Origin of the sequence: Nonomuraea fuscirosea (assembly GCF_035917475.1) — a bacterium.
Taxonomy (GTDB): domain Bacteria; phylum Actinomycetota; class Actinomycetes; order Streptosporangiales; family Streptosporangiaceae; genus Nonomuraea; species Nonomuraea fuscirosea.
Genome location: NZ_CP109074.1, coordinates 2,877,925 through 2,894,463 on the forward strand (window position 1 = coordinate 2,877,925; position 16,539 = coordinate 2,894,463).

Sequence of the window (16,539 nt, forward strand, 5' to 3'; positions counted from 1 at the left end):
CCTCCGAAGACGTGCTGATGAGCGGGGTCATGCGGCGTCCTTTCCCCGCCGCCCGGTGGCGGCGGTCATGACCGACTCCTCGGTGGCCTCGCCCCCGGGCAGCTCGGCGGCCAGCCGGCCCTCGTGCATGACGAGGATCCGGTCGGCCATGGCCAGCACCTCGGGCAGGTCGGAGGAGATCATGAGCACGGCCAGCCCCTGCGCGGCCAGCTCCGACAGCAGCCGGTGCACCTCGGCCTTGGTGCCGACGTCGATCCCCCGGGTCGGCTCGTCCACGATCAGCACGGCCGGCTCGGTGGACAGCCACTTGGCCAGCACCAGCTTCTGCTGGTTGCCGCCCGACAGCACGCCGGCCGCGTCGTCGGTCCTGCCGTACTTGAGCTGGAAGCGCACCGCCCAGTCACGGGCGTGCGCGCGTTCGAGCGCCCGCGAGATGAACGGCCCCCGGCGCAGCGCGCGCAGGCGGGTCAGCCCCAGGTTCCGCTCGATGGACATCTCCATGATCAGGCCCTGCTGGCGGCGGTCCTCGGGCACCAGGGCGAGCCCGGCGGCCATCGCCGCGATGGGACTGGCGGGCCGCAGCCGCCGCCCGTCCACTACGACCTCGCCCGCGTCCGGCCGGTCGATCCCGAAGACCGCCCGCGCCACCTCGGTGCGGCCCGCGCCGACCAGCCCGGCCAGCGCGACGATCTCGCCGCGCCGCACCTCGAAGGACACGTCGGCGAACGCGCCCTCGCGGGTCAGCCGCGACACCTTCAGCACCACCTCGCCGGGGGCGACGTCCTGCTTGGGATAGAGGTCGAGCTCGCGGCCGACCATCCGGTTGACCAGGTCGTCCGCCGTCAGCCCGGCGACCGGCTCACTGGCCACCAGCCGCCCGTCGCGCAGCGTCGTGACCCGCTGGCACAGCTCGAAGATCTCCTCCAGCCGGTGCGAGATGAACAGCAGCGCGCAGCCGTGCTCCCGCAGCGCCCTGACCACCGTGAACAGCCGCGCCGTCTCCTGCGCGGTGAGCGCGGCGGTCGGCTCGTCCATGATCAGCACCTTCGCGTCCCGCGAGATGGCCTTGGCGATCTCCACCACCTGCTGGTCGGCGATGGACAGGCCGCGGGCGGGCCGGCGCGGGTCGAGGGTGACGCCCAGCCGGGCGAACAGCTCGGCGGCCCGCGCGTGCATCGTCCTGCGGTCGATCCGGCCGAGCGCGGCGCGCGGCTGCCGGCCCATGAAGATGTTCTCCGCCACCGACAGGTCGGGGAAGAGCGTCGGCTCCTGGTAGATGACCGCGATGCCGGCGTGCTGGGCGTCGGCCGGTCCGTGGAAGACGACCGGCTCGCCGTCGAGCAGGATCCGCCCCGAGTCCGGCCTGTGCACGCCGGCGAACGTCTTGACCAGGGTGGACTTGCCCGCCCCGTTCTCGCCCGCCAGGGCGTGCACCTCGCCCGCGCGCAGTTCCAGGCTCACGCCCGCGAGCGCCCGCACCGCGCCGAACGCCTTGCTCACCTCGACCAGCGCCAGGACCGGCGCCGGCTCGCTCACCTGACAGCTCCTGCTTTCATGCTTGTGCCCTTCACGTAAAAAACGTTTTACGTTCAGCCGTTTGCCCGGACCGTAATTTGCTCCCGTAGGGCTCGTCAAGGTCTGGGGAAGCGGCTGAACTTAGGGCTTGACACGTTTTAAGCAGGTGTGCGGGGGAAGGGCGTGGTGGGCGTCACGACGACAGCGCGCGGGCGGCGTGCACCAGGGGGACGTGGCTGAACGCCTGGGGGAAGTTGCCGACCAGGCGGTCGTAGCGGGTGTCGTACTCCTCGGCCAGCAGGCCGACGTCGTTGCGCAGCGCCAGCAGCCGCTCGAACAGCTCCTCGGCCTCCTCCTTGCGCCCCTGCATCGCCATCACCTCCACCAGCCAGAAGCTGCACGCCAGGAACGCGCCCTCGCCGCCCGCCAGGCCGTCGACGTTGTTGTCCTCGGCCAGCGGATAACGCAGCACGAACCCGTCGGACATCAGCTCCTTCTCGATCGCCGCGACCGTGCCCACGACGCGGGGGTCGTCGGCGGGCAGGAAGCCCACGATGGGGATCATCAGCAGCGCCGCGTCCAGCTCGGAGGAGCCGTACGACTGCGTGAAGGTGTTGCGCTCCTCGTCGAAGCCCTTGTCGCAGATCTCGGCGTGCACGACGTCACGCAGCGTGCGCCACTTGTCGACCGGGCCGCTGCGGCCGAAGTTCTCGACGTATTTGACGGCCCGGTCGAGCGCCGCCCAGCACATCACCTTCGAGTGCACGAAGTGGCGTCTCGGGCCGCGCACCTCCCACAGGCCCTCGTCCGGCTCCTGCCAGTGGTCCTCCACGTAGTCGAGCAGCTGGCGCTGGATGGTCCACCCTCGTTCGTCGGGCGACAGGCCGCTCTTGCGGGAGACGTAGAGGCAGTTCATCACCTCGCCGTAGACGTCGAGCTGCAGCTGCCTGACCGCCTCGTTGCCGATGCGCACCGGGCGCGAGTCCTCGTAGCCGTCGAGCCAGTCGAGGCGCAGCTCGGGCAGGCGGCGCTCGCCGGCGACGCCGTACATGATCTGCAGGTCCTGCGGGCGCCCGGCGATGGCGCGCAGCAGCCACGCCCGCCAGTCGGCCGCCTCCTCCAGATAGCCGGAGCTGATCAGCGCGTCCAGCGTCAGCGTCGCGTCGCGCAGCCAGCAGAAGCGGTAGTCCCAGTTGCGCACGCCGCCGATGTCCTCGGGCAGGGACGTGGTCGGCGCGGCCACGATGCCGCCCGTCGGGGCGTAGGTCAGCCCTTTGAGCGTGATCAGCGACCGGACCACGGCCTCCCGGTGCGGGCCCTGGTAGGTGCACTTCGACACCCAGTCCGTCCAGTACGCCTCGGTGTCGGCCAGCTGGTCCTCGCAGTGGATCTGCGGCGGCATCGGCTCGTGCGAGGGATGCCAGGTGAAGACGAACGGCAGCCGTTCGCCCTCTGTGACGGTGAACGTGGCCCGGTGGGCGTAGTCGCCGCCTTTGAGCGGCACGGGGGAGTGCAGCCACACCGAGTCGGGCCCGCCGACCGCCTGCAGATGCCCGTTCGTCCGGCGTACCCAGGGCACGATGCGGCCGTAGTCGAAGCGCACCCGCAGCTGCGTGGAGACCTCCACGGAGCCGGAGACGCCCTCGACGATGCGCACCACGTCGGGGTTGCGGTCGCGCGGCGGCATGAAGTCGATCACGCGGACCGTGCCCGTCGGGGTGTCCCACTCGCTCTCCAGGATGAGCGTGTCAGGACGGTAACGGCGCCTGGTGGCCGGCTTCCTGCCGGTCGGCCCGAGCCACCAGTGCCCGTTGCGTTCGCTGCCGAGCAGCGCCGCGAAACATGAGGGGGAGTCGAACCTCGGCAGGCAGAGCCAGTCGATCGAACCGTCTCTCCCCACGAGCGCGGCCGACTGCATGTCTCCGATCAGGGCGTAATCCTCGATCCGCATGCTTAGACGCTACTCGTGCCGGGGTGATCCCGGGACCAGGCCGATCCTGTCGCGTCAAGTCCGGCCTGGCCGCGGGATCACGTCAGAGGGAACCAGCGGGTGAACAGCTGCGTCAACGGCCCGATGGCCAGCGCGAACACCAGCGTTCCTATCCCGGCCGTGCCGCCGAGCAGCCAGCCGGCGATCAGCACCGTGACCTCGATGAGCAGGCGCGAGGTCCGTACCGACAGGCCCAGCCGCATCAGCCCGGTCATGATGCCGTCACGGGGGCCGGGGCCGAGCCCGGCCCCGATGTAGAGGACGGTGGCCAGCGCGAGCGTGACGACCCCTGTGGTCAGGTAGAAGACCTCGACCACGAGGTGCCCGGGGGTGGGCAGGACGTACATCGAGGCGTCGGCGAACAGGCCGATGAAGATGACGTTGCTGACGGTCCCGAAGCCCGGCTTCTGCCTGAGCGGGATCCACAGCAGCATGACCAGGGCGCCCACCACGATGATGGCCGTTCCGAGCGACATGCCGGTCAGCAGGCTCAGGCCCTGGTGGAAGACGCCCCACGGGTTGTTGCCCAGCCCCGACTCCAGCAGCAGCGCGGTGGCCAGGCCGTAGAGCGCCAGGCCGCCGTAGAGGCGGACGAGACGGACGGGCAGGGAACTCGGTACGGGGACGGTGGCTTCGCTCATGATGGACCCAGAGTGGCATCCTCCGCCTTGCCAAAACAGGGCCAATCACGAAAAGTGGCCTTATGAGGTATCTGTCAGCGCCGCAGGTGGCCCGGCTCGTCACGGCCGATCCGGCCGCGCGCCCGTACTACCGCGCCCTCGCCGACTCCGTCCGCGGCCTGATCGTGGACGGTCAGATCCCCGTACGCGTGCGCATGCCCGCCGAACGCCACCTCGCCGAGACGCTCAAGGTCAGCCGCACCACCGTGACCTCCGCGTACGACCTGCTGCGCGCGGACGGCTACCTGGAGAGCCGCCAGGGCTCGGGCAGCTGGACCGCCCTGCCCGATCCGGCCACCACCCGCGACAACCCGTGGCTCGGCACCGGCGGCGACGGCCTGCTCCAGCTGCACACCGCCGCCCCGCCCGCCCCCACGGCGCTGGCCGGCGCCATGGCGGGCGCGGTCGAGGACCTGCCCCGCTACGGCATGGGCAACGGCTACGACCCCATGGGCCTGCCCGTGCTCAGGGAACGCATCGCCGCCCGCTACACCGCGAGGGGCGTGGCCACCCGGCCGGAGCAGATCGTCGTCACCACCGGCTCCCAGCACGCCATCCAGCTCCTCGTCGGCCTGCTCGTCGGTCCCGGGGACGCCGTGCTGGTGGAGTCGCCCACGTACCCGCACGCCGTGGACGCGGCCCGCCGGCGCGGCGCCCGCATCGTCCCGGTCGGGATCTCCCACGAGGGCTGGCCGCAGGACCTGCTGTGCGGAGCCATGCGGCAGTCGGGGGCGCGCCTGGCCTACCTCATGCCCGACTTCCACAACCCGACCGGCGCCCTCATGGAGGACCCCGTCCGCGCCGCCGTCGCCGGGGCCGCCCGCCGGTCCGACACGCTCCTGCTCGTGGACGAGACCTGGGCCGAGCTGGCGCTGGACGAGGTGCCCAGAACCGCCCCCATGGCCGCCTTCGACACCGACAGCCGGGTGATCAGCATCGGGTCGGCCTCCAAGCTGTGGTGGGGCGGGCTGCGCATCGGCTGGATCCGCACCACGGCCGCGCTGGCCCGCCGCCTGGCCATGTTCCGCTCGACCGTGGACATCGCCAGCCCGGTGCTGGAGCAGCTCGTCGTGGCGCGTCTGTTCGGCCTCCTGGAGGAGACCCGCGCCGAGCGCCGCCGCACGCTGCGCGCCTCACGCGACGCGCTGGTGTCGGGGCTGCGCGAGCACCTGCCGGAGTGGACGTACGAGCTGCCGCGCGGCGGCGGGACGCTCTGGGTCCGCCTGAACGGCGGCGGCTCGACCGCCCTGGCCGAGGCGGCCGCCCATCACGGCCTGCGCCTGGCACCCGGCCCCTGGTTCGGACTGGAGGGCACCCTGGAAGGCCACCTCCGCCTGCCCTTCACCCAGCCACCCGCCTTCCTCACGGACGCGGTCCCCCGCCTGCGCGCCGCGAGAGACCACGGCCCCATCGGCCCACCCCGCTCCCCGGACCCCCTCGTCACGATGGTGTGAGCGGATACACCGCGATGGCGCGTTCTCACTCGCTGAGGCCCCGGGCCAGGGGGGCGCGCCAGTTGCGGCGCATGGCGGCGATGCGCAGGACGAAGGCGAGGACGGCGGCGGCCAGGGTGGCGGGCCAGCCGTGCAGGCCCAGGCCGGCGTACAGGCCCGCCATGCCCGCCGAGCCGAGCATCGCCGGCACCGCGTACAGCTGCCGGTCGTACAGGAGGGTCGGGATCTCCCCGGCCAGTACGTCGCGCAGCATGCCCCCGCCCACCGCCGTCACGACCCCGAGGAGCGCCGCGTGCAGCGGGTTGAGCCCGTACTCCAGGGCCTTCTCCGTGCCGACCGCGCAGAACAGGCCGAGCCCGGCCGCGTCCAGCACCAGGATGGCCGGCATCACCCGGGCCACGTGCGGATGCCAGAAGAAGACGATCACCGTGGCGACCACCGGCACCAGCACGTAGCCGAGGCTCTGGAAGGCGATGGGCCGCACGTTGAGGATGAGGTCGCGCACGACCCCGCCCCCCAGCGCGGTCATCCCGGCCAGCACCCCCATCCCCACCACGTCGAGCCGCTTGCGTACGCCCATGAGCGCCCCGGACAGGGCGAAGACGAAGATGCCGGCGAGATCCAGGATTTCGGACACGGGACGAATGTCTATCGCATGCCGGGCTCATGATGCTCGGCCATCATCGCCCGCAACCTCCGGGTGAACAGGAACAGCGCCACCCCGGCCACCACCGCCGTCGCCGCCAGCACCAGGTAGTACGCCGGTTCCGACAGCACCCGGCCGAGCCGCCCCGTCTGCCCGCCCACCGCGTCGCCCACCGACGTCGCGATGAACCAGACGCCCAGCATCTGCCCCTTGAACGCCTCGGGCGCGAGCTTGGCCGTCACCGACAGCCCGACCGGGCTCAGCGACAGCTCGCCGAACACCTGGACGAGGTAGACCAGCACCAGCCACCACACCGACACCCGCCCGGCCCCGGCCAGCGCCGCCGCGACGGCCATGACCACGAAGCTCAGCCCCACCATGACCAGCGCGAAGCCGAACTTCTGCGGCGTGCTCACCCGCGTGCCCAGCCGCACCCACAACACCGCGAACACCGGCACGAAGATCATGATGAACAGCGGGTTGAACGACTGCGTCGTGGCGGCCTGGATCGGCACGCCGAACAGCGACAGGTCGGTGTGGTCGGCGGCGAAGAACAGCAGCTTGCTCGGCGCCAGGTCGTAGAGCATCCAGAACAGCGCCGCGGCCACGAACAGCCAGATGTAGGCCTTCATCCTGATCCGCTCGTCCGCGGTCAGGTCGTGGCTGCCCAGCAGGATGTACGCGAAGTAGGCGACCGGCACGACGAGGATGAGTACGGTGATCACCACGGTGAGCCGGTCGACCGTGAGCGTCCCGGTCGCCGCCCACGCCCCCAGCGCGACGAGGGCGACCGCCGTCCCGAGGGCCGCGAGGACGGTGAAACGGCGCCGCTCGCCGGGCGACAGCCGCACCCCCGGGCGCTCGCCGACGCCGCGCAGATGACGCCCGCCCCACACGTACTGGATCAGGCCGAGCGCCATCCCCACCGCCGCCGCGCCGAACCCCAGGTGCCAGCGGTCGCCGGCGGCCAGCCCGCCCACCACGATGGGGGCGAAGAAGGCGCCCAGGTTGATCCCCAGGTAGAACAGCGAGAACCCGGCGTCCCTGCGCCCGTCGTCGCCCTCGGGGTAGAGACGGCCGACCATGACGGAGATGTTCGGCTTGAGCAGGCCGGTGCCCGTGATGATCAGCAGCAGCCCCAGCCAGACGAAGACCGGCGAGGTCACCGGCACCGCCATGCTGATGTGGCCCAGCATGATGACGAACCCGCCCCAGAACACCGACCTGCGCGCCCCGAGAATCCGGTCGGCGATCCAGCCGCCCGGCAGCGCCACCAGGTAGATCAGCGCCCCGTAGACCCCCACGACCGCCTGCGCTGTCTCCTGCGACAGGCCCAGGCCCTGATGCGCCGGCGAGGCGGCCATGAACGTGGCCAGGATCGCCCGCAGGCCGTACCAGGAGAAGCGCTCCCACATCTCGGTGCAGAACAGCGTGGCCAGCCCCCAGGGGTGCCCGAAGAACGTCCTGCCGCCGGTGCGCACCTCCGGATGGCCACCTTGTGCGTCCATCTGATCACTCTACGTGAACGAGGACACAGATCTCTCTCCTTTAGGTCTTGCCGGTGTCCCGGGCGGTGTGGTGCGATGCATCCCACTTCATGCAAGTGAATACTGACTGGAGGCGGGTCCATGGCCGAAGTCCTCGACGTCCGGGCCGAGATCGAGCGGCAGATCACCGGCCGTACCGTCTGTGAGCAACTGAGACAGGCGGCCGAGCAGCACCATGACGCCCCCGCCTACTCCGATCCCGAGGGTGACGGCTGGCGCACGCTGACCTACGGCCAGGCCCGTGAGCGGATCCTGGAGATCGCGGCCGGGTTCGCCGCCCTGGGCCTCGAACCCGGTGAGGCCGTGGCCCTCATGATGGTCAACCGCAGCGAGCACGTCCTGGCCGATCTCGGCGCGGTGCACGCGGGCGGCGTGGGCTGCACGGTCTACTCGACGTTCGCCTCCGAGCAGATCGAGTTCGTGGCCAACGACGTGGGCGCCCGTCTCGCCGTCCTCGGCGGCCCCGCCGACCTGGCCCGCTGGGAACCGGCACTGGACCGGCTGGACGGCCTGCGCAAGATCATCATGGTGGAGGACGCGCCGGAGGGCGACCGGTTCATGTCCTGGGCCGACTTCTTAGCCCTCGGCCGCGAACGGCTGGCCGCCGACCCCGGCACGGTCGAGGCGCGCTGGCGCGCGGTCACCCAGGACGACGTGGCCACCGTCCTCTACACCTCCGGCACCACCGGCACCCCCAAGGGCGTGCCGCTCACCCACACCAACATCTTCTACGAGGTCGCCGCCACCGACCGCCTCACCTCGCTGCCCGTACGCGGCACCCAGATCTCCTACCTCACCTACGCCCACATCGCCGAGCGCATCCTCAGCCTCTACCTGCCCCTGGTCAAGGCGTCCCACGTGCACTTCTGCACCGACCTGGCCAACCTCGGCAGCACGCTCGGGCAGGTCAGGCCGATGATGTTCTTCGGCGTGCCGCGCGTGTGGGAGAAGATGATGGCCCGCCTGCTCGCCGTGCTCGCCACCCAGCCGGAGGAGCAGCAGGCCGCCGTCCGCCAGGCCATGGCCGCCGGCGCCGCGTACGTCGAGGCCGGCCAGTACGGCCACACGATCACCCCCGAGATCCAGGCCGCCTACGACAAGGCCGACGCGTCCCTCCTGTCCGTCATCCGCGGCATGATCGGCTTCGACCGCGCCGAGTGGACCGCCACCGGCGCCGCGCCGCTCGCGCCCGAGGTACAGCGCTTCTACGCCGGCCTCGGGCTCAAGGTCATCGACGTGTACGGCATGACGGAGACGACCGGCGCCTTCACCGGCAACAGCCCCGCCTGCTACCGCCTCGGCAGCGTCGGCAGGGCCGAGCCCGGCGTCGAGGTCCGCATCGCCGAGGACGGCGAACTCCTCACCCGCAGCCCGCTCAACACCCGCGGCTACCTCAACCGCGCCGACGCCAGCGCCGAACTGCTCGACGAGGACGGCTGGCTGCACACCGGCGACATCGGCACGGTCGACGACGACGGCTTCTACCGGGTCGTGGACCGCAAGAAGGAGCTGATCATCACCGCCGGCGGCGAGAACATCTCCCCGGCCGAGATCGAGAACCACCTCAAGCAGCACAGCCTCATCGGCCAGGCTCTCGCCTACGGCGACCGCCGGCCCTACCCCGTGGCCGTGCTGACCCTGGACGCCGAGGTGGCGCCCGGCTGGGCGCAGGCGCGCGGCATCACCTACGCCTCCCTCGCCGAACTCGCCGAGCACCCCGACGTGCTCAAGGAGGTGGAGGCGGCCGTGGAGGGCGCCAACACCAAGCTCGCCAGGGTGCAGCAGGTCAAGAAGTGGGCGCTGCTCGGCGTCGAGTGGACGGCCGAGACCGCGGAGCTCACCCCCAGCCTCAAGCTCAAGAGGCGGATCATCCACGCGAAATACGCCGACATCATCGAAGGGCTCTATACGGGTTAGAAGCCTTAGAACGGGTTTTGCCATTCGGGGCGTGTGTTGTGGTCCTGGTCATTACCGGACGGTTCCTACCGTCTCGATCATGACCAGAAGCCTTCTTCTCGTCTCGCTCGCGGCGGGGTCGCTCACGGTGCCCGTGCCTGCTGCCTCCGCCGCGACCGAGCCCGCCATCCGTTCCATCACCGTGCGTCCATCGGATCCCGTCGTGGGGGCGCACGGTTCCGTCCGGCTGGTGATCGACGTGATCGCCAAGGGGGCGCGGGGCAAGGACGGTGTCACCGTCAAGGTGGAGCCCGGCGCTCCGCCCGTACGGGAGCCGCAGCCGCGCCCGGTGACGCCGCCGATCGTCTCGCAGGCTCCCGCGCCCGTCCGCCCGCCGGCCGTCCCGCCGGAACAGGACCAGGTGCGGCCCCCGGCCCAGGAACCGGTCCGCCCGCCGGTCCAGGACGCGGTCCAGGATGCGGCCCAGGGATCGGCTCAAGTCCCCGCTCAGGAGTCTGCTCAGGAGGCCGCCGCCGACCACGCCCAGACTCCCGTCAGGGACGCGGCCCAGGCTCCGGTGCTGGCGCCGGGCAAGGCGCCGCAGGATCCCGCGCTCACGCCCGTCCACGCCGCCCGGCCGTCCCCGGCCGTGTCCCCGGGGCCGGTGCCGCGCCCGGCTCCGCTGGCGGGCTCGGCTCCCTCGACCGCCGTGCCGGGCGGCACGGGGCCGAAGGAGGACGCCCAGACCGCTCTGGTACGGCCGCGCCCCGCGCCGCTGGCGCCCATCGTCAACGGCCAGCCCGCCGCGAACGGCCAGCCCGCCGCGAACGGCCAGCCCGCCGCGAACGGCCAGCCCGCCGCGAACGGCCAGCCGGCGGCGAACGGCCGGCCCGCCGTCGACGCCGGGCCCGGCGGGGGGACCACCGTGAACGACCGGTCCGTCGCCGGCGGCGTCCAGGCGCCCGGTCAGGCGCCCGGTCAGGCGCCCGTCGCCGGTGGCAAGGTCGGCGTTCGGGTGGAGGACACGTTCCCGGTGATCCCGCCCCGGATCGTGTGGCGGCTGGTCCCGGCTCCACCGGCCCGGATGACGGACGGCTGGCAGACCTGGCGCTTCCTGCCGGACAAGAGGCTGAACCGCTACTACCCGGCCGGCACCTGGACGATCACGGCCACCGCCAAGGGCAAGGACGGGACGACCGTCACGCAGTACGCCTCGTTCGAGCTTCGGCGGCAGACCAGGCTCTCCTCTGTACGGGCGGAGAAGTCGGCCCGCACGGACGGCGTACGGCTGCACGGCTCGCTCACCCGCGTGGACCCGCGCGGCCTGACCGACTTCGGCCCGTTCGCCAAGCAGCGGCTGGAGCTCCTGTGGCGCCCGGACGCGAAATCGCCGTGGGAGACGGTGGGGGAGACGACCACGGACGCGGCCGGCGCGTTCGCCGGCACGATCGAGGGCCGCACGACCGGCGAATGGCGGGTGCGGTACCCCGGAACGGGGCACTACTCGGCCGACCTTTCGAAAATCCGACAAATAGCGCGATAGGTCATAAAGCAGTCGCCAGGCTAAACCTCGCCGCACTCGCCGTTGCGGAATCGTGATCGGCTTTACCGCAACTTTTCCTTACCCTTACGCGTCAATGGCGTTGATGTGCCCCGCTTGGGGTGCGTTTTTCAGACGGGGAAGGAATTCCGATTTTGATGATGCGACGTCTAGCCGCCGGCCTGGCGGCAGCTGCCGTGGGCGCGACGATGGTGGCCACCGCCGCCTCGCCGGCGTTCGCGGACGACCCTGGCCGCCTGGACCCCGATGTCGCGGGCGGCGAGACCAGCCTCTCGCTCGACGTCAACCCTGAGCCCGCCTGGCGTGGCCGTCCCATCACCGTCGCGGGCAAGCTCTCCGTGCGGTGCGAAGAGGACTACATCAGCGGCTTCGTGTCGGTGATCCACGCCGACCGCTGCAAGAAGCAGGAGACCTGGCACCGCCTGGCCTACAAGCGGATCGTCATCCTCTTCCAGCCGAACGGCAGCGGCCGCTGGGAGCACGTGGACACGATCCGCACCAGCGGCAAGGGCTACTTCGGGATCAAGGTGCGGGCCCGTTCGTCGGGCACGTGGCGCGCGATCTTCGAGGGCAGCAGGCACCTCGCCCCCTCCGAGGGCACGGACTACCTGAAGGTCCTCGGCCGCCGCCACTAGTCACGGCAGCCCATGCGACCCGCGAACGCCCGGCCATCCCGGCCGGGCGTTCGCCGTATCCGCCGCCCCGCGTCTCCACCGGGCTGGACTCCGCGTCCCCGCGTGCTCACCGCCCGCCGGAAGAGTGGGCTTCCGCTTGCCCTCGCGCTCGCGGCCTGTCCGGCGGGCGGGTGCCGCCGGGCCGGTCTCCGTAGGAGACGGTCTCAGTAGGAGACGGCGACCTGGACCCGGTGGTGCCCGGGCCGGTCGGCCTCGTCCACCAGCGCCACCGCCAGATCCGCGTACGAGAACACCGGCTCGCCCTCCACGGCCTCCGGCACCCGCCCGTCGCCGAACCGGTAGCGCCCGGTCCTGGGCGCCCCGCCGTCGAGGAACACCGGCGGCGGCGCGATCACCACCCAGTCGAGCGCCGACCCCTCCAGCACGTCGAGCTGCGCGACGTGCCCCAGCGAGAACATCCTGGCCTCCGCCGGGAAGCCGGGTGTGTCCATCAGCCGGACCCCGGGCGAGACCTCCAGCACGCTGCCGATGCCCAGCGCCACCAGCCGGCTCACCCCCGCCCGCGCCAGCCCGTCCACCAGGGCCCGCGAGGCCGCCCCGTAGAACTCCTCCGCCGGCACGTCCAGCCGCGCCGCCACCTGAACCGCCACGTCGTGCCCCGCCCCCACCTCCGCCACACTCCCGGCATCGGTGACATCCCCGGCGACCACCTTGACCCGGCCACCGCCCGATCCCCGGTCACCCCCGACCCCCTGGCCGACCTCGTGTCCCCGGTCGCCGCCCAGCTCCGGATGGGCCGCCGGGTCGCGTACCACGGCCGTCACCTCGTGCCCGCGTCCTGCCGCCTCCGCGACCACCTTCACCCCGGCGCGACCGCCGGCCCCGAACACCACGATCCTGCTCATGCGCGCATGCTCCGTCCGCTCTGCTCGTTCCCGATCGGCGGCCGGACCGCCCGGACGCCTTCGCCGACGGTAAAGGGGGAGGTGTCGCTATCCGCAACGATAGTTACCTACGATGACGCCATGCGAGAGCCTCTGGATCCGGACATGTTCACCGGCTGCCCGCCGGCCGCGGGGCCGTTCCGCGTCGGCGACAAGTGGACCGCGAAGATCATCCGCTGCCTGGAGCAGGGCCCGAGGCGCTTCACCGAACTCCAGACGCCCCTGCGCACCATCACCCCGAAGGTGCTCACGGAGTCGCTGCGCGCCATGGAACGCGACGGCCTGCTCACCCGCACCGCGTACGACGAGATCCCGCCCCGCGTCGTTTATGAGCTCACCGACCTGGGCCGCAGCCTGCTCGAACCGATGAACGCCGGCTGCGAGTGGTCGCGCAGGCACCTGGACGAACTGATGGACGCCCGCGAAGCCTGGCACGCCTCCACCCCGTGAAACCGCCCGGCCCCCATGCCACGCCGACGTGAGGAAGGAATCGATCTAGGGAAGAATGTGTTGAAGTGGCGGATTTTGGGGGCAGGGCGCCGCGCGCCGTAGTCTGGCCCTCTGGCGATACGAACAGGAGGTGACGCCCCATGTTGCGAGACTCGTTCGGACGGGTGGCGACGGATCTTCGGGTGTCCCTCACGGACAAGTGCAATCTGCGCTGTACGTACTGCATGCCGCCGGAAGGGCTCGACTGGCTCCCGAACGCCCAGCTCCTGACCGCTGAGGAGATCGTCCGCCTGGTGACGATCGGCGTCGAGCGGCTCGGCATCACGGAGGTGCGCTACACCGGTGGCGAGCCCCTCCTGCGCCGCGAGCTGGTCGACATCGTCGGCCGCACCACCGCGCTGACCCCCAGGCCGCAGGTCTCGCTGACCACCAACGGCATCGGCCTGGCCCGGCTCGCCGAGCCGCTGGCCGCCGCCGGGCTCGACCGGGTCAACGTCTCCCTCGACACGCTCGACGCGGCCACGTTCAAGCGTCTGGCCCACCGCGACCGGCACGCCGACGTGATCGCCGGGCTGGCCGCCGCCGACGGAGCCGGCCTGCGGCCGGTCAAGGTCAACGCCGTCCTCATGCGCGGCGTCAACGACCACGAGGCCGCCCCGCTGCTGCGCTGGTGCGTCGAGCAGGGGTACGAGCTGCGCTTCATCGAGCAGATGCCGCTCGACGCCCAGCACGGCTGGAGCCGCGAGGGCATGGTGACCGCCGACGAGATCCTGCGACTGCTGTCCGGCTCCTTCGACCTCACGCCCGACGACCTCGAAGAGCGTGGCAGCGCCCCGGCCGAACGCTTCCTCATCGACGGGGGCCCGGCCAGGGTCGGGGTGATCGGCTCGGTGACGCGGCCGTTCTGCGGGGCCTGCGACCGGGTCAGGCTCACCGCCGACGGTCAGGTGCGCAACTGCCTGTTCGCCACCGAGGAGTCGGACCTGAAGACCCCGATGCGGGCGGGCGCGTCGGACGAGGAGCTGGCCGAGCGCTGGCTCGCGGCCGTGGCACGCAAGCGCGCGGGCCACGGCATCGACGACCCGTCGTTCCTCCAGCCCTCCAGGCCGATGTCCGCCATCGGCGGCTGACCCGGCAACCGGCACACCGCCACCCGACGACCGCCACACCGTCACCCGCCTCCGGGAACCCCGACGCGCCAGGGCGACAGGCCCTGGCCGCGGCGCATGAGGATCGCTCACCTGTGCGACACAATGGGGAGCACCTGAAGGAGGCTCACATGCACGTGCTCAACGAATGGACCGCCCTGGCCTGCGAGGAGCTGGGCATCGACCCGGCCCGCGTGGACCGCGACCGGATCCTCGACCTGACCAAGGAGGTCGCCCACGGCGTCGCCCGCCCGGCCGCGCCGCTGACGGCGTATCTGCTCGGTCTGGCCCAGGGGTCGGGCACCGCTTCCGAGGACGCCGTGGCCAGATTGATCACATTGGCGAAGAACTGGGAGCGCGACGGCGGCGCGAAGCTGACAGATGACTGACACTCGAACGAACTCTTGAAGTCAGCTCGGCTCCCGCCTGAAGATTTCCTGTGAATAACGAGGCGGGAGCCCGTGTAAACGATTTCGGGAAAGTAGCCCTACCGAAGAGCGGTCACGGCGCGCACTGATCAAATCACTTGCCGGGAAAAGGGCGACGCCGGGTGGTTACGGGGGCAAACCACCCGGCGTCGCTTCATCGGCGTTCCGACGGGGGCCCGGAACGCCGGCACCAGCACTCCGACGGGGGACCGGAGCGCTATGGCTAAAGCGTACACCTACAACCCATGGGATGCGTCAAGACTTAGTCACGACCCGATCTCGCGTCGATGCAGCGGTATCTCGGTTTGGTTAGCTTCGGGGGACTGAAAGGTAGGCGGTGGGCCTGCCTGACCCCTCTCATTGGCCCCGATTACCGCTATGTATGGCAAAAAGACCGCAGCCGCGATGAACAGCAGCCGGTACGGCCACGGCACCGGCACCACGACCGCCAGGATCAGGCAGATCGTGCGGATCCCCATCTTGATCAGATAGCTGATCTCACGCCTGCGGATGTCGGCCGTGAGCGACGGCTTGGCATCGGTGACCTGGTGCACATCTGCTTTCCTGCGCCACCCCTTCATGTCTTCCACGGTATCCCCCGAGGGTCGTGCCGGGCACGGCAGCCCGGCCCCGGGGCAGGGGTCATGCGATCATGGCCTTGGAGTAAGGAGGATGTGAGATGACGGATCGTACGTACCGCGTCACCGAGATCGTCGGCACCTCGGGGGAGAGCGTCGACCAGGCCATCCGCAACGGCCTGCGGAGGGCCTCCGAGACCCTGCGGCACCTCGACTGGTTCGAGGTGACCGAGATCCGGGGTCACCTGGACGCGGGAGAGGTCGCGCACTTCCAGGTCGGCATGAAGGTCGGCTTCCGCTTGGAGGACTCCTGACCCCGGCCCCCCGCTGACGGGCCGGCACAGCCTCGCCGCCGGCCTGTGATGGGCCGACGCCGGTCCCACGCCTGCCTCTGACGGGCCGGTGGCGCCTCTCCGCCGGCCCGTGGGCCCGCTCGCGCGAAACCGCCGCCCGCGGGCGCTCCCGAGCCGTTAGATTGACGCTCGTGAGCAGTGAGTTCCGCATCCTGCTGGTGTGCACGGCCAACATCTGCCGTTCCGCCATGGCGGAGGTGATCGCACGGGCGATGCTCCATTCCGCGTCCCTGCCCGTGGCCACGAGCAGCGCGGGGGTGCGCGCGCTCGTCGGTCATCCGATGGCCCCGCACGCCGTCGCCGCCCTCGACCGGCTCGGCCTCGACGGCCGCGCGCACCGGGCCAGGCTGCTGGAGCCCGCCCTGGTCAGCTCGTCCGACCTGCTGCTGACCATGGAGAACGCGCACCGCGCCACCGCGGTCGGCCTCGACGCGGCGGCGGCGCGCAGGACGTTCACGCTGCCGGAGTTCGCCGCGCTCGCGGCGGGGGCGAGCCAGCGCCGCTACCGCTCCGACACGGCCGAACGGGCGCGGGCGATCGTCGAGTCCGCCGCCGAACGCCGCGACGCGCGTCCCGCCCCCGAGGTCTACGACCCGTACGGCGGCCCGCCGGAGGGCTACGCGACCTGCGCCAAGACGCTCGGCGAAGCCCTCAGCCACGCCCTGGCCGCCCTCCTCGGCCCCCGCTGACCGCGCCGAGACGCCAGGCCGGCCG

16 protein-coding genes are annotated in these 16,539 nt (G+C 71.4%); 9 read left to right on the forward strand and 7 right to left on the reverse strand.

What is annotated here, in order from left to right; translation table 11 throughout:
• Positions 1–27: 27 nt before the first annotated feature.
• From OIE67_RS12945 to yczE, 3 genes are all read right to left on the reverse strand, one after another.
• Positions 28–1,536: a sugar ABC transporter ATP-binding protein gene (locus OIE67_RS12945; RefSeq protein WP_326639860.1), complete on the reverse strand. Its 1,509-nt coding sequence runs from the start codon at positions 1,534–1,536 to the stop codon at positions 28–30.
• Positions 1,537–1,708: 172 nt separating this feature from the next.
• A complete protein-coding gene (locus OIE67_RS12950) occupies positions 1,709–3,466 on the reverse strand; it encodes a glycoside hydrolase family 15 protein (RefSeq protein ID WP_326639862.1) in 1,758 nt (585 codons plus the stop codon).
• A gap of 77 nt (positions 3,467–3,543) precedes the next feature.
• Complete coding sequence (gene yczE, locus OIE67_RS12955) at positions 3,544–4,146, reverse strand: membrane protein YczE (RefSeq protein ID WP_326639863.1); 603 nt, start codon at positions 4,144–4,146, stop codon at positions 3,544–3,546.
• A 62-nt stretch (positions 4,147–4,208) separates the two neighbouring features.
• Here yczE and yczR point away from each other — a divergent pair, with 62 nt between their 5' ends.
• On the forward strand, positions 4,209–5,639 hold the full coding sequence (gene yczR / locus OIE67_RS12960; protein WP_326639865.1) for a MocR-like transcription factor YczR: 1,431 nt from the start codon (positions 4,209–4,211) through the stop codon (positions 5,637–5,639).
• Positions 5,640–5,664: 25 nt separating this feature from the next.
• On the opposite strand, the gene OIE67_RS12965 is transcribed toward yczR, so the two are convergent.
• Positions 5,665–6,276 carry a trimeric intracellular cation channel family protein gene (locus OIE67_RS12965; RefSeq protein ID WP_326639867.1) on the reverse strand — a complete coding sequence of 204 codons (612 nt, stop codon included), beginning with the start codon at positions 6,274–6,276 and terminating at the stop codon, positions 5,665–5,667.
• Positions 6,277–6,287: 11 nt separating this feature from the next.
• Positions 6,288–7,793, reverse strand: a complete 1,506-nt coding sequence (locus tag OIE67_RS12970) for a peptide MFS transporter (protein ID WP_326639869.1) — start codon at positions 7,791–7,793, stop codon at positions 6,288–6,290.
• Between the two features lie 120 nt (positions 7,794–7,913).
• On the opposite strand from OIE67_RS12970, the gene OIE67_RS12975 reads away from it, so the two are divergent.
• From OIE67_RS12975 to OIE67_RS12985, 3 genes are all read left to right on the forward strand, one after another.
• Positions 7,914–9,749 (forward strand): AMP-dependent synthetase/ligase, encoded by a 1,836-nt coding sequence (locus OIE67_RS12975; protein ID WP_326639871.1) that lies wholly within the window; start codon positions 7,914–7,916, stop codon positions 9,747–9,749.
• A 79-nt stretch (positions 9,750–9,828) separates the two neighbouring features.
• A complete protein-coding gene (locus OIE67_RS12980; RefSeq protein WP_326639873.1) occupies positions 9,829–11,271 on the forward strand; it encodes a hypothetical protein in 1,443 nt (480 codons plus the stop codon).
• A 155-nt stretch (positions 11,272–11,426) separates the two neighbouring features.
• Entirely contained in the window at positions 11,427–11,924 is a 498-nt protein-coding gene (locus OIE67_RS12985) for a hypothetical protein (protein ID WP_146178546.1), read from the forward strand.
• Between the two features lie 203 nt (positions 11,925–12,127).
• On the opposite strand, the gene OIE67_RS12990 is transcribed toward OIE67_RS12985, so the two are convergent.
• Positions 12,128–12,829, reverse strand: coding sequence for an NAD(P)-dependent oxidoreductase (locus OIE67_RS12990; protein WP_326639876.1), 702 nt, complete (start codon positions 12,827–12,829; stop codon positions 12,128–12,130).
• Between the two features lie 120 nt (positions 12,830–12,949).
• On the opposite strand from OIE67_RS12990, the gene OIE67_RS12995 reads away from it, so the two are divergent.
• The 3 genes from OIE67_RS12995 (at position 12,950) to OIE67_RS13005 (ending at position 14,855) form a co-directional block, all read left to right on the forward strand.
• Positions 12,950–13,318: a winged helix-turn-helix transcriptional regulator gene (locus OIE67_RS12995; protein WP_326639878.1), complete on the forward strand. Its 369-nt coding sequence runs from the start codon at positions 12,950–12,952 to the stop codon at positions 13,316–13,318.
• A gap of 140 nt (positions 13,319–13,458) precedes the next feature.
• Positions 13,459–14,448 carry a GTP 3',8-cyclase MoaA gene (moaA, locus tag OIE67_RS13000; RefSeq protein ID WP_326639880.1) on the forward strand — a complete coding sequence of 330 codons (990 nt, stop codon included), beginning with the start codon at positions 13,459–13,461 and terminating at the stop codon, positions 14,446–14,448.
• A gap of 149 nt (positions 14,449–14,597) precedes the next feature.
• Positions 14,598–14,855, forward strand: coding sequence for a DUF6457 domain-containing protein (locus OIE67_RS13005; protein ID WP_326639882.1), 258 nt, complete (start codon positions 14,598–14,600; stop codon positions 14,853–14,855).
• Between the two features lie 305 nt (positions 14,856–15,160).
• On the opposite strand, the gene OIE67_RS13010 is transcribed toward OIE67_RS13005, so the two are convergent.
• Entirely contained in the window at positions 15,161–15,475 is a 315-nt protein-coding gene (locus OIE67_RS13010) for a DUF3099 domain-containing protein (RefSeq protein WP_106250175.1), read from the reverse strand.
• Positions 15,476–15,573: 98 nt separating this feature from the next.
• Between OIE67_RS13010 and OIE67_RS13015 the strand changes: the two genes are divergently transcribed.
• Both OIE67_RS13015 and OIE67_RS13020 read left to right on the forward strand, forming a co-directional pair.
• Positions 15,574–15,786, forward strand: coding sequence for a dodecin (locus OIE67_RS13015; protein ID WP_106250173.1), 213 nt, complete (start codon positions 15,574–15,576; stop codon positions 15,784–15,786).
• A 170-nt stretch (positions 15,787–15,956) separates the two neighbouring features.
• Entirely contained in the window at positions 15,957–16,514 is a 558-nt protein-coding gene (locus OIE67_RS13020) for an arsenate reductase/protein-tyrosine-phosphatase family protein (RefSeq protein WP_326639889.1), read from the forward strand.
• Positions 16,515–16,539: the final 25 nt, after the last annotated feature.

Bases quoted from the DNA above. Each gene is read 5' to 3' on its own strand.
- OIE67_RS12950 (WP_326639862.1), bottom strand. From the start codon at position 3,466: ATGCGGATCGAGGATTACGCCCTGATCGGAGACATGCAGTCGGCCGCG.
- yczE (WP_326639863.1), bottom strand. From the start codon at position 4,146: ATGAGCGAAGCCACCGTCCCCGTACCGAGTTCCCTGCCCGTCCGTCTC.
- yczR (WP_326639865.1), top strand. From the start codon at position 4,209: ATGAGGTATCTGTCAGCGCCGCAGGTGGCCCGGCTCGTCACGGCCGAT.
- OIE67_RS12970 (WP_326639869.1), bottom strand. From the start codon at position 7,793: ATGGACGCACAAGGTGGCCATCCGGAGGTGCGCACCGGCGGCAGGACG.
- OIE67_RS12975 (WP_326639871.1), top strand. From the start codon at position 7,914: ATGGCCGAAGTCCTCGACGTCCGGGCCGAGATCGAGCGGCAGATCACC.
- OIE67_RS12980 (WP_326639873.1), top strand. From the start codon at position 9,829: ATGACCAGAAGCCTTCTTCTCGTCTCGCTCGCGGCGGGGTCGCTCACG.
- OIE67_RS12985 (WP_146178546.1), top strand. From the start codon at position 11,427: ATGATGCGACGTCTAGCCGCCGGCCTGGCGGCAGCTGCCGTGGGCGCG.
- OIE67_RS12990 (WP_326639876.1), bottom strand. From the start codon at position 12,829: ATGAGCAGGATCGTGGTGTTCGGGGCCGGCGGTCGCGCCGGGGTGAAG.
- OIE67_RS12995 (WP_326639878.1), top strand. From the start codon at position 12,950: ATGCGAGAGCCTCTGGATCCGGACATGTTCACCGGCTGCCCGCCGGCC.
- moaA (WP_326639880.1), top strand. From the start codon at position 13,459: ATGTTGCGAGACTCGTTCGGACGGGTGGCGACGGATCTTCGGGTGTCC.
- OIE67_RS13005 (WP_326639882.1), top strand. From the start codon at position 14,598: ATGCACGTGCTCAACGAATGGACCGCCCTGGCCTGCGAGGAGCTGGGC.
- OIE67_RS13010 (WP_106250175.1), bottom strand. From the start codon at position 15,475: ATGAAGGGGTGGCGCAGGAAAGCAGATGTGCACCAGGTCACCGATGCC.
- OIE67_RS13015 (WP_106250173.1), top strand. From the start codon at position 15,574: ATGACGGATCGTACGTACCGCGTCACCGAGATCGTCGGCACCTCGGGG.